The sequence below is a fragment of the Streptomyces sp. NPDC059080 genome (genome assembly GCF_042739975.1).
Lineage (GTDB): Bacteria > Actinomycetota > Actinomycetes > Streptomycetales > Streptomycetaceae > Streptomyces > Streptomyces benahoarensis.
In genome coordinates, this window is the sequence record NZ_JBHYGX010000006.1 from 3,339 (window position 1) to 18,290 (window position 14,952).

Sequence of the window (14,952 nt, forward strand, 5' to 3'; positions counted from 1 at the left end):
CCCCCCCCCACACACCCCCCCCCCCACCCCCAAAAATACATTATCACACACAAAAAACCCCCGCACCCCGTTCGTGTGTTAAAAACCCCCCCCCCCCCCCCCCATGGCTCGTAGAGTCCAGCTTCAGTCACCGACGAAACGCAGGTACCCGCTGTGGCGAATTGCGAGCTTCGCGGCATTAATAACTTCATGGACCACCGGAGTGGTCTCTCCCTCTGGCAAAGATTCAAGTTCCTCAACAAGGCGGCGCAGTTGAATGCTATTGAATAGCGTTTCACCGAACTGCGACACCCCGCGGCGCAAACTCTCCCAGGGAGCACCGTTGCACATTTTCCTGAAAGAATCATCGGGAGAGTCCGTGAAGGACAGAATCTCGTCTCTCCTCAGATCCCTAACGCGGATCCCTAGACCCATACGACACCTTCCATCATCCCTAAACAGGGTACATCGTTATCACGTCGCCATGCTTGCCGATGACCAAGGTCACCTGGCTGGAGGGGCCGCCTCCGTTAGTTGCCGACGATGTACCTATACCCGAGTATGGGAATGTTTTCTCATAGTAGAAGCTAGCGTTCGGCTTGAACGTCCCTGCATCCCGAAGGCCGGCATTGAATACGGCCTCCAGCTCCCCGTCCGTCAAATCCGGACGGAACAGCCCTTTACTGCTGTCAACCTCAGAGCCGCCCGGGAAATGATAGTCGTGCAGATCTTTGAGAGCTCGGTAGTCAAGCTCAGGCATTTCTACGCCTTCGGGGAGCCTGATGCAATCTTCTGCAGCCTGACGGGGCACCCTTGCCAACTTGACGGCGGACGCCATCTCATTAGTGCAAACAGGCGGCTTGGGAGTGTTGAATAGCGGTACGTATGAAGCGTCCGCAATGAAACTCTCACAGATGCCAGTTGACCCTTGGGTGGTGCAATTTTCATTTGAGCCTGCACTGTCCCAAGTCTGGCCCGGCGGCAGCTCGAACTTTACCTCGTATCCTATGCCCCAAGCCCCAGAGCAGTTACTGTCGCTTGCCTGGACGCAGGAGTACGGGAAGATGGCTGCTGGCGCCGAGCTGCAGCCGGTGCATGCGCCACCAACAATTGGATGAATTCCCCCTTGAGGGTCTACCAGCCAGTAATCTAGCGAAATCAGAGACATAGGCCCAGAGCATTCAGCCGCCCCCGACATGGGCTTAGAATCCAGCTTCGCTAATTCCCCATCAGCACTCCTGCTTTCGATCCAACCCCCGCCCGAAATGTTGACGCTGCAGACCATTCCAGCGCCCGCGAACCTCATGGTGTCGCGTGGGACGGATCTTTCCCATCTTGATGCTCCAGCATCAAGAGCGTCCAAAGGGCTTCGACCAGCAGAGGATTTCCCTGCCGCATTTGCGGACCCTCCGAAGCCAAACAGGAATAAGACTCCGGCGAGAATTGCAATCGCGCCTTTAAAGGATTTCAGACGACTCACAGGAACCCCTTCGTTTTCTGGACCACTTTGGGGGTAACCTACAAATGTCTTCCCGCTATACCTACTGCGTTTTCGGCCATCTCCCGGGTAACTAGCTGGAATGTTGGCCGAATGTCATCGCGGGAGAAGAGCGTCGCCCTCTTCAGAGAATCGGCTTGACGTTCTCGGCCGACTACGCAGTAGCGGGAGGTTGCCACGCAACGGAGCGGCATGGGAGCTGAGAAGCACGCTTTCGATCAGTGCGCGACCTTTACGGCATGAGGAAGCCGATCGGAGTGGGCTCATGCTCCACACCGCTCAGCCCGCCGCCCCGATCGCCCCTCCCCGAAGAAGGGCCGCAGGCCCTCCACCGCATGGCCGGCCGCCTCCTCCGCCGGTGTCGCCCAGGCGATGTAGCCGTCAGGACGTATGAGGTACAGGACGGGGTCCGGGCCGTACGCGTCCCGGAGATGGCCGTACGCGTCGACGAGATCGGGGGCCGCGCCCCCGGTGCGGACGATGCGCACCAGGTCCGGATCGACCGGAAGCGCGGCCGGGTCCAGGTCGACATCGCCCAGCGCCAGCAGGGTGAAGTGCGGCCCCCGCAGCAGGTCGAAGAGGCGGAGGGGGGAGCCCCCAGGGGTGGTGCACGGGGCATCCGGTGCGCGGTCGCCCGCGTGCGGGGCGTCTTCGGGGATGTGGGGGCGCAGCTCGCGGGTGAGGGTGCTGTCGCGGTAGCCGATGCCGAGTTGGTGGAGGTCGCGGCCGCGGCGCCAGTTGCGGTTGCGGTGGAGACGGGTGCTGGTGTCGAGGATGCGGGTGGCGATGGGCTGGCGTTCGGCCTCGTAGGTGTCGAGGAGGGCGTCGGGGGCGCCGTGGCGCAGGACCTGGCCGAGCTTCCAGCCGAGGTTGTAGGCGTCCTGGACGCCGGTGTTGAGGCCCTGGCCGCCTGCGGGGGAGTGGATGTGGGCGGCGTCGCCCGCGAGGAAGACGCGTCCGGCGCGGTAGGTGTCGGCGCGGGCGGCCCGGGGGCGGTAGACGGAGGTCCACAGCACGTCGCGGATCTGCTCGGGGGCGAGGTGGGTGTGGCGGGCGAGGGTGGCGCGGGCGCCCGCTTCGCTGGGGTCGGGGGTCTCGTCCTGGGCGATGACGAATGCCTGGAAGACGTCGGTGCGGGCCAACGGGAGCAGCATCGCGAAGCCGCGCTTGTCCGGCAGGATCCAGCGGTGCCAGTGGTCGCGGTCGAGACCGTCGATGCGGACGTCGGCGAGGAGCCCGGCGCCCTCCTCCAGGGTCGGGCCGCTCATGGTGATGCCCAGGGCGTGGCGGACGGTGCTGCGGCCGCCGTCGGCGGCGACCAGATAGCGGGCGCGGACCGGGTGCGCCCCGCCGGGGCCGCGGAGGGTGGCGGTCACGCCGTCCGTGTCCTGGGCGAACGTGGTCAGTTCGGTGCCGAAGCGGACCTCGCCGCCCAGCTCCCGCAGCCGGTCGTGGAACAGCTCGACGGCGCGGAAGAGCGGCACCATCAGGATGTTGGCGTACGGGGTGGCGGGCGTCGGCTCGTAGCGGTCGACGGCGAGGAAGGACTCGGCGAGGGCGCCGTCGCGCCAGATCCCTATCTCCGGGTACGGGCCGCCCGCCGCCAGGAGGGCGTCCAGCAGGCCGAGGTCGTCGTAGACCTCCAGGGAGCGCGGCTGATGGCCGGTGCCACGGGCGCCGGGGGAGAGGGCCCGCTGCCGCTCGACGACGAGGGCGCGCAGGCCGCGGCGGGTCAGGTCGATGGCGAGGGCGAGGCCGGTGGGGCCCGCTCCGGCGATCAGTACATCGATCTCGCCGCCGGAGCCGTCGGGGGAGTCGTCGGGAGGGCCGTCGGGGGCGGGAACGGCCGCGCTGGAGCCTTCCTTAACACCGTTAAGTTCCATGCTTCCGAGGCTGCGCTTAACGGTGTTAAGTTGTCAACATGGTTTCGCGCATCGACCGGAAAAAGATGGTGGACACCGCCCTCCGGCTGCTCAACGAGGTCGGTCTCGACAAGCTCACCGTCCGCCGCATCGCCGCGGAGCTGCACGTCCAGGCGCCCGCGCTCTACTGGCACGTCCGCAACAAGCAGGAACTCCTCGACGAGATGGCCACCGAGATGATGCGGCGGATGGCCACCCCGCTGATGGCGGAGCCCGTGCTCGCCGCCCCGTGGCAGAAGCAGCTGGCCGACGTCTGCCGCGGCCTGCGCCGCGGACTGCTCTCCTACCGCGACGGCGCCAGGGTCTTCGGCGGCACCCGGATGGTCGGTCAGGGGTACGCCGCGCCGTTCGACGCGTTCCTCCGGCGGCTCGTCGAGGCGGGCTTCGCCTTCCCCGACGCGGTCCAGGCGTGGTGGACCGCCTACAACTTCACCGTCGGCCTGGTCATCGAGGAGCAGTCGGTCCACCCGGATCCGGCCCACCCCGAGTACCGCGACCCGGCGTACGACGACGCCGAGCGTGAGCGGCGGCTCGGCGACCGGTACCCGTACGCGGCGCGCGCCGGTGCCGAGCTGTTCGGCGACATCGAGCGGAACTTCGAGGCGGGCCTGCGGATCATCATCGCCGGGATCGAGGCGACCGTGGAGATACGGCCGGACGCGAGCTGAGACGCCCCCGGCCTGCCCCCAGCCCGTGGCGCCCGGCCTGCGGCCCCCGGCCCGTGGCGCCCGGCCGCACGCCGCGCCGCGTCGCCGACACGCACCAGGGGCGCGGACCCGACCGGCCCGCGCCCCCGTGTGTACGCACCGCACGCTCACCGCTTGGGGGCGATCGCCCGTTTCAGCACCGGCGTCAGCGGGCGCTCCACGCAGCGGTGCAGCAGCCACGCCAGCAGCAGCATTGACGCGACGGTCAGCGCCAGCGTTGCGTACGACGGCAGTCCGGCGCCGATGTGCAGGGCGTGCACCACGACCCAGCCCAGATGCTCGTGGACGAGGTAGAACGGGTAGGTCAGCGCCCCGGCGACGGTCAGCCAGCGCCAGTTCGCCCACCGGAAGTGGCCCAGTGCGACGGCCCCGACGAGGACGAAACCGGCGGTGACGACCGCGACGATGCCGAACTGCGAGCGGTAGGAGAAGCCGCCCGCGGACGCCGGATGCCACAGCCCGGCCACCGCGAAATGCTGTCCGGTCAACCAGCTGACCAGCACGATCGACCAGGCGATCGGATCGCGGGCGCCGTAGCGGTGCAGCAGGTACAGGCCGATGCCGCCGATGAAGAACGGTGCGTACTCCGGCATCAGGACGGTGTCCAGCAGCGGTTCGTGCGCCGCCTGCGCCAGCGCCGCGGCCAGCGTCCAGCCCGCGCAGAACAGCACTACCCGGCGCCGGGTCGCCCCGGGCAGCACCACACAGAGCGCGAAGAGGGCGTAGAACCGCATCTCCGCCCAGAGCGTCCAGCACACGCCCAGCACCCGGTGCGCGCCCAACGGCATCTGGAGCATCGTCAGATTGGTCAGCACCTCGCTGGGCGACACCGTCGCGTACACCACGCCCGGCAGCGCGAAGACGGCCGTGACCAGCAGGACCGCGACCCAGTACGCCGGATACAGCCGCGAGATCCGGGACGCGAGGAACGCCCGCAGGGTGCGGCCCCAGCCGCTGAGGCAGATCACGAAACCGCTGATCACGAAGAAGATCTGTACGCCCAGGCAGCCGTACGCGAAGAAGCCCGAGGCGGTCGGGAACTGCGCGGCGGGCGAGGAGCCCCATGCCGTGCCGATCTCGCCGTCGCGTCCGCCGTAGTGGTACGCGGCGACCATCAGCGCGGCCAGCAGCCGCAGCCCGTCCAGCGCCCGCAGCCGGGACGGCGCGCGGCGCGTCCGCTCCGGGGCGCCGGACGGCGCGGCGCCGGTCACTTCGGCGGCGTTCTCCCCGGCGGCGGGCGCCGGAACCGTCAGCTGCCCGGTCATGCCGACGCGACCCGCCTCTTCAGCCGCCGCTGCACCGCCCGCGCCCGGCGCGCCACCCGCAGCACGGCGGGGTTGCGCGGCAGGAACGCCAGCTGGGAGGGGATCGCGCCGGGCAGCGCCAGCGCGGTCAGCCGCCGCCGCTTGAAGTAGCGGCGGGTGTACGGCGTCAGATGCGCCGACAGATAGCGTTCGGCGGCCGGGCGCAGCCGCGGGTAGATCTGGTGCTGCATCGCATAGCCGACCGCCTCGACCAGCCCCGCCGGCACGGGCGTGACCGCGGTGGCCGCCGGGTCGTCGAGGTCCGGCACCGTCGCGTCGACGATCGTCACCGGGATGCGGTTGCTGTTCTGGTATGGCGTGAGCCGCTCCAGCAGCAGCCCGGTACCGGTCCGGGCGACCGGCAGCCCGTAGAACGCGGACGCCGTCAGCAGCGCCGTGGAGAAGCAGCCGACGACGAGATCCGGCCGCATCCGGGCGTAGACGACCTCGGCGAGCACCGGGGTGTCCAGCACCGTCAGCGTGACGTCGAGCCGTTCCGCCTCCCGCTCCAGCAGCCGCGACCAGCGGGCCGGGGCCGACGGATGCGGTTTGAAGACCAGCGTGCGGTGGCCGCGCGCGACCGCGCCGCGCACCATCCGCACGTGCAGATCCTCTTCCTCCTGCGGCGTGAGGAGGGAGAGCGCGGAGAGGTACTGCCCCAGCAGCAGCGCCCCGCCCTCGGGGAGGTCCAACTCCCCGGCGGCGTCGTCGAGTTCGCCGAGGACCTTGGTGAACGCCTCCGTCGGCACGGTCTGCGCCGCCACTCCGAACTCGGTGAGCAGCAGGGGGACGAGGCCCGGCACCAGGTCCAGGTGGAGGAGCCGGTCGATGCGGGTGCCGACCAGCGGGTCGAGCTTGTCGCGGGTCGGGCCGTAGCTCATCAGCCCGTCCGCGTAGACGTCGACCGGCGCGTCCGGGAAGAGCTGGACCACCGCCAGCGCCGGGTTGACCTGGAGGGACTCGACGACCAGCGCGACGCGGTCGTCGCCCAGCCCCCACTCCTTGCGCAGATACCGCTCCCACAGCGGCACGTCGTCCGGGCGCGGGGACCAGCCGCCCGGGTGGAAGGGGTGGATCGTCGCGTTCCAGGACAGCACCCCGGCGAAGCGGGCGCGCAGCGTCGCGAAGCCGGGCGCCGTGTCCAGCGCCGGGGTGGTCTCCGGCGTCGCCGCGTTGTTGCAGATCAGTAGCAGGTTGCGGTCGGCGGGGGAGAAGGCGTCGCTGTCCAGGGCGGCGGCGAGGGTCGCCGCGCCGTACAGGGTCGACGCCAGGAAGATGCGGGTCAGCGGCCGGGTACCCATCAGGCGGCGACCCCCGAGGCGACGGGCCGGCGGCGCAGCCGCCGCAGCCGGGACGCACGCTGCACATCCATGGAATCCAACGCTTCCTTCAGTACGTCCTGCGGCATACGCTTCAGCGCCGCCGCGCTCAATTCCCGCAGCGCGCGCGCCACCTGCGGTTCGAAACGTTCGATAGAACCGAGATGGTGGGAAATGATCGCGCAATAGGTCCGGACCGCTTTCGGCAGCAGCGTGTCCGCATCGCGGTCCTGTGCGGTTTCCTCGATTACCTGGTCGAATGCGCGCAGGAAATCCAATTGCCGGACATCGCCGATCTGCGTGAGCGACGACGCGACTCCGCGCCGGTAGAAAACGCCGAGCAGTCCGACCACCGCCATGGATTCCGCCTCGCGGTGCAGCCGCCAGATCCACGGCCGGTCCTCGGCCGTCCGCAGCCCGTCGCGGAACCGCAGCACGCCGTTGTCCAGCAGCCGCCGGTGGTAGATGCCCGCCCAGGCGTACGCGTAGTCGACGGAGGTGGAGCGGTCGGCGGGCAGGATCACGTCGCGCGGGTTCATCACCACGCCGCGCCGCCCGTGCGGCACCCGGCTGATCGTGCGGGCGCGCGCGGTGCACTGGACGTGGTCGGTGCGGACGACGTCGCAGCCCAACTCCTCGATGGCGCCCAGCAGATCGCTCAGATGGCCCGGCGCCAGCCAGTCGTCGCCGTCCAGGAAGGTGAGGTACTCGCCGCGCGCCGCGTCCAGACCGGTGTTGCGGGCGGTGGCGAGTCCACCGTTCTTCTCGTGCCGCAGCAGCCGGGCGCCCGGCAGCTCGCGGGCGGCACGCTCCAGGATCTGCGGCGTCTCATCGCGCGAGCAGTCGTCGACGAGCAGGAATTCGAAGTCCTCCCGGGCGTTCGCCGCCAGGCTCTTGAGGGTGTCGGGCGCGTATGTCTGCACGTTGTAGAACGGCACGATGACGGAGAGCTTAACCACCCGGGTGACGTTAGGGGCGGCGCCGCCATTCGTCTTTACCGCGGGCGGACGGCACGGTGAACGAAGAATGGCGGGACGGTTAACCGACCCGAATCGGCGGCCGGTTCGCCATTCGACGACCCGCTGTTAACCGTTTGTTGCGCGGTGGTTGGCCCGCCGAACCGAATCGATTCCTAGCGTCATCGACGTGCCCTCACGTACCTCTTCTACGCCGCGGGTCGCAGTACTCGCCGATTCGGACACCCGGTGGAAATGGGGCGCTTTGACAGCGTACCGAATCCACCCGGAGGCCCGGCTCGACGGCTACCTCCTGCGCGGCCGCGCCACCCCCACGGTCCGCCAGCTCCGCGAGGTCGGCGCCCGGGCGGAGACGCTGCGCGAGATCCGCGGGATCGACTTCCTCGACCTGATGCGCGCCGACGCCGGATCCGCCGAGCCCTACGACACCGTCGTCCTCGCGCTGGTCGGCGGCGGTGTCCAGGCGATGCTGCACGGCCTGGCCCGCGCCTGGGAGGACACCGCCCGCCGCCCCGCCGTCGTCACCGGCTACGTCGGCGTGGTCTACGAGAAGCTCGCCGACGGGCTGCTGCTGCGCCACGGCGCGGACGTGGTGCTCGCCAACTCCCGGCACGACGCGGACCGCTTCCGCGCCGTCTACCGCGGCGTCGGCGCCGACGACTCCGCCGTCACCGAATGCGCCCTGCCCTTCCTCGGCGGCGCCCCCTACACCGGCGAACACGCCCCGTACACCGTGGTGTTCGCCGCCCAGCCGTCCGTGCCCGACAACCGCGCCGACCGCGGCTACCTGCTGCGCCGCGCCGTCGAGCACGCCCGTCAGCACCCCGACCGCGAGGTGCTGATCAAGCTCCGCAGCAAGCCCGGCGAGCACACCACGCATATCGAAGAGTTGCCGTACCAGAAGCTCGCAGCGAAGGTCCCCGGCGGACTGCCCGCCAACTGCCGCCTGGTCTACGGCAACATGGGCGAGGTCCTGGACCGCACCGATCTGATGGTCACGGTCTCCTCGACCGCCGCGCTGGAGTCGCTGCACCGCGGCGTCCCCACCGCCGTCCTCACCGACCTCGGCATCCGCGAGGTCCTCGGCAACCACCACTTCCTCGGCTCCGGCTGTCTCGCCTCCTGGGACGACCTCGACGCCGGCCACCGGCCCGAGCCCGACGCCGGCTGGCTCGCCCGCCAGGGCGTCTGCGCCGACGGCGGCTACCCGCGCGCCTTCGACGCGGTCCGCGCGAAGGTCGCCGCCCTGCACGCCGCCGGGCCGCTGCCGCCGCTCACCCCGTACTACACACCGCGCACCGCCCCCGGCTACCTCCCCGGCATCCTCGCCCGGCACGGCCTGGACCCGCACGGCGTGCCCGTCGCCGGCTGCGCGCCCGAGGGCCGCGAGGCGCCCGGCGGGCTGCGCAGGGTCGCCCGCGACGCGGTCCGCGAGGCCGCCCGCGGCGCCTACCGCCACGGCGTGCAGCGCGTCGCCCCCGCCATCCGCCGCTGGGGGCAGCTGTGACCGTTCCGCCCGCCCGCCAGGGGAGCCCGCGCGGCCCCCGGAAGGAGCCCGCCATGCCGCACCGCCCGCCCGCCAGCCCGCCCGTCGTGGTGGCCGTCATCCCCGCACGCGGCGGCTCCAAGGGCGTCCCCGCCAAGAACCTCGCGGCCGTCGGCGGCGTCCCGCTCGTCGCCCGCGCGGTCCGCGCCTGCCGCGCCGCCCGCCTGATCACCGACGTCGTGGTCTCCACCGACGACAACGGCATCGCGGCGGCCGCCCGCGGCGCCGGCGCCGTCGTCGTCCGCCGCCCCGGCGACCTCGCCGGCGACACCGCCACCAGCGAGGCCGCCGTGCTGCACGCCATGGACGCCTACGAGGCGGAGCACGCCGCCACCGTCGACGCGGTGCTGCTGGTCCAGTGCACCAGCCCGTTCCTCACCCCCGAGGACGTCGACGGGGTCGCCGCCGCCGTCGTCGAGGGCGGCGCCGACACCGCGCTGACCGTCGCTCCCTTCCACGGCTTCGTCTGGCGCGACGCCGACACCATGGCGGCGGCTGCCGGTGCCCTGGAGGACGGCGCCCTGGAGGCGGCCGTGGACGCCGCCCCGGCCGCCCGCCGCGCCACCGCCACGGCCGTCGCCCCGTCCGGCGGCTACGGCGTCAACCACGACAAGTCCTTCCGCCCCCGCCGCCAGGACCGCCCCCAGGACCTGCTGGAGACCGGCGCCGCCTACGCCATGGACGCCACCGGCTTCCGCGCCGTCGGCCACCGCTTCTTCGGCCGCACCGAACCGGTCCGCACCGACCCGGCGCGCGTCCTGGAGATCGACGACCCGCACGACCTGGCCCGCGCCCGCGCCCTCGCGCCGCTCCTCGACGGGGCGCTGCCCGGCGTGCTGCCCGGCGCGGACGACATCGACGCGGTCGTCATGGACTTCGACGGCACCCAGACCGACGACCGGGTGCTGATCGACGCGGACGGGCGGGAGTTCGTCTCCGTCCACCGCGGCGACGGCCTCGGCATCGCCGCGCTCCGCAAGGCGGGCCTGAAGCTGCTGATCCTCTCCTCGGAGCAGAACCCGGTGGTCGCCGCGCGCGCCCGCAAGCTCCGCATCCCCGTCCTGCACGGCATCGACCGCAAGGACCTCGCCCTCAAGCAGTGGTGCGAGGAGTCCGGCGTCGCCCCCGAGCGGGTGCTCTACGTCGGCAACGACGTCAACGACCTGCCCTGTTTCGACGTCGTCGGCTGGCCCGTCGCCGTCGCCGGGGCGCACGACGTGGTGCGCGGCGCCGCCCGCGCCGTCACCGCCACCCCCGGAGGCAGCGGCGCCGTCCGCGAGATCGCCTCCTGGCTCCTGGGCCCGTCCCTCTGAACACCCCGTACCGCACCGCACACCCGGGCACCGCGCCCGGCACCCACCCACACATGAAGGACCTCCCCATGAGCAGCAACTCCCGCATCCGTCACCTCGGCAACCGCGAGGCCGGCCCCGGCCGCCCCGTCTACGTCACCGGCGAGATCGGCATCAACCACAACGGCGACCTGGAGAACGCGTTCGCGCTGATCGACGCCGCCGCCGACGCCGGGTGCGACGCCGTCAAGTTCCAGAAGCGGACCCCGGAGATCTGCACCCCCCGCGACCAGTGGGACATCGAGCGCGACACCCCCTGGGGCCGGATGACGTACATCGACTACCGCCACCGCGTCGAGTTCGACGAGGAGGGCTACCGCGCGATCGACGAGTACTGCAAGAAGCGCAACATCGCGTGGTTCGCCTCCCCCTGGGACGTCGAGTCCGTCGCCTTCCTGGAGAAGTTCGACGTCCCCTGCTACAAGGTCGCCTCCGCCTCCCTCACCGACGACGAGCTGCTGCGCGCGATGCGTGCCACCGGCCGCACCGTCATCCTGTCGACCGGCATGTCCACCCCGAAGCAGATCCGCCACGCCGTCGAGGTTCTGGGCAGCGACAACATCCTGCTCTGCCACGCCACGTCGACGTACCCGGCGAAGGCGGAGGAGCTGAACCTCCGGATGATCAACACCCTCCAGGACGAGTTCCCGAACGTCCCGATCGGCTACTCCGGCCACGAGACCGGCCTCCAGACCACCCTCGCCGCCGTCGCCCTCGGCGCCGCCTTCATCGAGCGCCACATCACCCTCGACCGCGCCATGTGGGGCTCCGACCAGGCCGCCTCCGTCGAGCCGCAGGGCCTGACCCGCCTCGTCCGCGACATCCGCACCATCGAGGAGTCCCTGGGTGACGGCGTCAAGAAGGTCTACGCGAGCGAGCTGGGCCCGATGAAGAAGCTCCGCCGCGTCCCCGGCGTCGTCGCCGAGGGTCAGACCGCGGCCCCGGCCGCGGTCTGACCGGCCCCGGGAAACGGCGGACACCCCCGTGACCGCATCCGAAGGCCCCCGCGCCGAGCCGCCCGCGCCCGGCGCGGCGGCCCCACCCCAGGAGGCGGCGGCCACCCCCCGCCGCCTCCCGGGGGTGCCCCGCCCCCGTAACCGCGCCGCCACCGGGGCCACGGCCCTGCCCCCGGCCACGCTCGCCTTCGTCGAGAGCCCGGTTCAGCTGCTGAACGTGCTGGAGTGGGCTTACGAAGAACGGGCGGGGGCGGTGGCGGGTGCGCCGGGCGACGCACGCGGCACGGGCGACGCGGGCACGACCGGGGCGCCGGGCGGCCCGGGCCCGGACAGCAGTGGCCCGGACACCGGCGGTCCGGACGCCCGCGGTCCGGGTGCCCCGGGCCTGACGGCTCCCGGCTCGCCGACCGGCCCGTCCGCCCTGGGCCGCACCCCCCACTCCACCCCCCACTCCACCCCCCTCACCATCGTCGTCCTCTCCCCGCACGACCCCATGACCCGCGGCCAGCTGCGCCGCATGGCCGAACTCGCCCGCGAGGAAGGCCACACCGTCCGCTGGGAGGACGCCCGCGGCGGCGCGACCGCACCGGTGCGGACCATCGGCGGGCTCACCCCTCTGCTGCGCCGCGCCGAGCGCGTCGTCATCGGCGACCCGTTCTCCCGCTACGTGCAGCTGCTACTCACCCTCGCCCGCGCCCGTGACCTGGTCGTCGTCGACGACGGCACCGCGACGATGGAGTTCATCGCCCAACTGGCGCGCGGCGAACGGCTGGTGCGCTGGCACCGGCACGGCAGCGGCCGGGGGGCGCGCGATCTGGCCTTCGCGCCGTTCGCCCGTGCCGCGCGCCGCCGGCTCACCCCGGCGCCGGACGGCGACCGCCGCACCGTCGGCGTCTTCAGCTCCATGCCGGTCGAGGCGCCGCCCGGCGTCCGCATCGCCACCAACGCCTTCGCCTGGACCCGCCGCCGCTTCGGCCCGCCGCGCCTGACCCGCGCCGCCGACATCGTCGGCACCTCCCTCGTCGAGACCGGCGTGGTCGACACCGACCGCTACCTGGAGGCCGTCGCCCAACTGGCCCGTACGCACGGCGCCACCCGCTACTTCGCCCACCGCCGCGAGCACACCGACAAGCTTCACCGCCTCGCCACCGAGATCGGCCTGGAGGTGGTCCGCCCTGACCTCCCCCTGGAGCTGATCGCCCGCCGGGGCCCCATCGGGCGGCTGGTCGTCAGCTTCCCCTCGACGGTCGTGCACACCCTGCCGCTCGCCCTCGTCGGCACCGGCGTCCGCGTCGCGGTCTGCGACGTCGACCCGGCCTGGCTCACCAGCCGTGCCTCGCCCCGCGCCCAGGGCTTCCTCGACGGCGTCACCGGCACCGCCCGCGGCGTCGACCGCCTGCCACCGGAGCGGCCGACGGAGCCGGGGTGAGCCGACGGCCCCGGGGCGGGGCGAGCCACCGTGCCCGGCCCCCGGCGCGCACGGCGCGCCCCGCCCCGCACGGCGCAAAAACAAAAGGAAATACCCCACCCCCGGGTCATCCATGCGCCGTAAGGCCCGAAAATCTTCCCCTGACGGGCTGAACTTTTGTTGATCCAGGGACAGTTGCCCCCGCGGGGACCGTAACCTTCCCCGCGTGAGCCAACTGATGTACCCTGCCGCCGCCCCTGACCCGACCGACCCGCAGGACCTGCTCCCCGGAGCCCTCTCCGACGCGTTGCACACCGAACTCATCGCCTTCCGCCGCGACCTGCACATGCACCCCGAGCTGGGTAATCAGGAGTTCCGCACCACCGAGACGATCCGCAGCCGTCTGGAGGCGGCCGGTCTGCGGCCCCGCGTCCTGACCGTCGGCACCGGCCTGATCTGCGACATCGGCACCGACCCGGCGGACATCACCCGCGTGGCCATCGGGCAGGGCGACGGCCCCGCCGCCCGCCCGCTGCTGGCCCTGCGCGCCGACATCGACGCCCTCCCCATCCCGGACACCAAGACGGTCGAGTACCGCTCCACCGTCCCCGACCGCGCCCACGCCTGCGGCCACGACGTCCACACCACCGTCGTCCTCGGCGCCGGACTGGTCCTCGCCGACCTGGCCCGCCGGGGCCAGCTGCCGTACCCGGTCCGGCTGCTCTTCCAGCCCGCCGAGGAGGTGCTGCCCGGCGGCGCCCCCGACGCCATCGAGTCCGGCGCCCTGGACGGCGTCGCCCGCATCCTCGCCGTCCACTGCGACCCGCGCGTCGACGCCGGACGCATCGGCCTGCGCACCGGCCCCATCACCTCCGCCTGCGACCGCCTGGAGGTCGCCCTCGACGGCCCCGGCGGCCACACCGCCCGCCCGCACCTGACCACCGACCTGGTCACCGCCGCCGCCCGCGTCGCCGTCGACGTCCCCGCGCTCGTCGCCCGCCGCGTCGACGCCCGCTCCGGCCTCGCCGTCACCTGGGGCCGCCTGGACGCCGGGCACGCCTGCAACGTCATCCCGCAGCACGCCGAACTCTCCGGTACGGTCCGCTGCCTCGACCTGGACGCCTGGCGGCGCGCCCCCGACCTCGTCCACGCCGCGATCGACGAGATCGCCACCCTGCACGGCGCGAAGTCGCAGATCACCTACGTCCGCGGCGTCCCGCCCGTCGTCAACGAAGCCACCTCCGCGCAGCTCCTGCACGACGCGATGACCGCCCGCTGCGGCCCCACCGCCGTCGAGTCCACCGAACAGTCCCTGGGCGGCGAGGACTTCTCCTGGTACCTGGAGCACGTCCCCGGCGCCATGGCCCGCCTCGGCGTCCGCGCCCCCGGCAGCAACGACCGCCTCGACCTGCACCGCGGCGACTTCGACGTCGACGAGTCCGCCATCCGCACCGGCGTCGAACTCTTCACGGCGGCGGCGCTGCTGTCGGGGGCCGCCGCGCTGTTCTGACCCCCGCCGTCTCTCTCGTACGGCCGCACGGCTTCCGGGCTGCGCGGCCGTACGGCGTTCGGCCCCACTCGCGAACGCCTGGTATGCCGCACTGCGTAGAATTACGCCCGGTTTCCAGACTTACGGGGGACCGTTTCCCATACAGGGCATACGCGCGTACGGAGCACCCGAGCGGAAACGGGCACGTACGACACTCGCCCTGGCCGGTGTCGCCGTCCTCCTGCTCACCGGCTGCTCCGCCCTCAACACCGACAAGACCCCCGAGCGCATCAAAAACGGCACCGCCGAACGGGACCGGACCACGCCTACGACGACGACTTCGAGGTCCTGCTGCGCGATGCGTGACCGGCGCGCCGCAACGCCCGCGCGCCCGGCGGGGCGAAAGCCCCCCCCCCCCCCGCCCCGGGGCGCCGAGGGAGGGGGGTTTGGCGGTGGGGATTAAGCGCCCCCAACCCCGCCCGCGCCCCGCGGGGA

At 71.9% G+C, this 14,952-nt stretch carries 11 protein-coding genes; 6 read left to right on the plus strand and 5 right to left on the minus strand.

Annotated features, from left to right (window positions below):
* Window positions 1-433: 433 nt before the first annotated feature.
* Together ACFWWQ_RS06315 and ACFWWQ_RS06320 are read right to left on the minus strand one after the other, a co-directional pair.
* Window positions 434-739, minus strand: a complete 306-nt coding sequence (locus ACFWWQ_RS06315; protein ID WP_384590998.1) for a hypothetical protein — start codon at window positions 737-739, stop codon at window positions 434-436.
* Window positions 740-1,740: 1,001 nt separating this feature from the next.
* Entirely contained in the window at window positions 1,741-3,360 is a 1,620-nt protein-coding gene (locus tag ACFWWQ_RS06320) for an FAD-dependent monooxygenase (protein WP_384591001.1), read from the minus strand.
* A 38-nt stretch (window positions 3,361-3,398) separates the two neighbouring features.
* Between ACFWWQ_RS06320 and ACFWWQ_RS06325 the strand changes: the two genes are divergently transcribed.
* On the plus strand, window positions 3,399-4,067 hold the full coding sequence (locus tag ACFWWQ_RS06325; protein ID WP_384591004.1) for a TetR/AcrR family transcriptional regulator C-terminal domain-containing protein: 669 nt from the start codon (window positions 3,399-3,401) through the stop codon (window positions 4,065-4,067).
* 146 nt (window positions 4,068-4,213) lie between these two features.
* Here the strand turns inward: ACFWWQ_RS06325 and ACFWWQ_RS06330 are convergent, their stop codons facing one another.
* The 3 genes from ACFWWQ_RS06330 to ACFWWQ_RS06340 are packed head-to-tail and all read right to left on the minus strand — an operon-like array spanning window position 4,214 to window position 7,688.
* On the minus strand, window positions 4,214-5,371 hold the full coding sequence (locus ACFWWQ_RS06330; RefSeq protein ID WP_384591007.1) for an acyltransferase family protein: 1,158 nt from the start codon (window positions 5,369-5,371) through the stop codon (window positions 4,214-4,216).
* On the minus strand, window positions 5,368-6,711 hold the full coding sequence (locus tag ACFWWQ_RS06335; protein ID WP_384591010.1) for a polysialyltransferase family glycosyltransferase: 1,344 nt from the start codon (window positions 6,709-6,711) through the stop codon (window positions 5,368-5,370). The genes ACFWWQ_RS06330 and ACFWWQ_RS06335 overlap by 4 nt, the downstream gene beginning before the upstream one ends.
* Entirely contained in the window at window positions 6,711-7,688 is a 978-nt protein-coding gene (locus ACFWWQ_RS06340) for a glycosyltransferase family 2 protein (RefSeq protein ID WP_384591013.1), read from the minus strand. The genes ACFWWQ_RS06335 and ACFWWQ_RS06340 overlap by 1 nt, the downstream gene beginning before the upstream one ends.
* 187 nt (window positions 7,689-7,875) lie before the next feature.
* Between ACFWWQ_RS06340 and ACFWWQ_RS06345 the strand changes: the two genes are divergently transcribed.
* The 5 genes from ACFWWQ_RS06345 to ACFWWQ_RS06365 all read left to right on the plus strand — a co-directional run bounded on the left by ACFWWQ_RS06345 (window position 7,876) and on the right by ACFWWQ_RS06365 (window position 14,478).
* Window positions 7,876-9,213: a DUF6716 putative glycosyltransferase gene (locus tag ACFWWQ_RS06345; protein WP_384591016.1), complete on the plus strand. Its 1,338-nt coding sequence runs from the start codon at window positions 7,876-7,878 to the stop codon at window positions 9,211-9,213.
* A 53-nt stretch (window positions 9,214-9,266) separates the two neighbouring features.
* The gene (locus ACFWWQ_RS06350; protein WP_384591020.1) at window positions 9,267-10,565 is read left to right on the plus strand and encodes a cytidylyltransferase domain-containing protein; all 1,299 of its coding nucleotides are present in this window, start codon (window positions 9,267-9,269) and stop codon (window positions 10,563-10,565) included.
* Window positions 10,566-10,633: 68 nt separating this feature from the next.
* The gene (locus tag ACFWWQ_RS06355) at window positions 10,634-11,560 is read left to right on the plus strand and encodes an N-acetylneuraminate synthase family protein (RefSeq protein ID WP_384591023.1); all 927 of its coding nucleotides are present in this window, start codon (window positions 10,634-10,636) and stop codon (window positions 11,558-11,560) included.
* Between the two features lie 124 nt (window positions 11,561-11,684).
* Entirely contained in the window at window positions 11,685-12,989 is a 1,305-nt protein-coding gene (locus tag ACFWWQ_RS06360) for a hypothetical protein (RefSeq protein WP_384591618.1), read from the plus strand.
* A 217-nt stretch (window positions 12,990-13,206) separates the two neighbouring features.
* Window positions 13,207-14,478, plus strand: a complete 1,272-nt coding sequence (locus ACFWWQ_RS06365) for an amidohydrolase (protein ID WP_384591621.1) — start codon at window positions 13,207-13,209, stop codon at window positions 14,476-14,478.
* Window positions 14,479-14,952 lie beyond the last annotated feature (474 nt).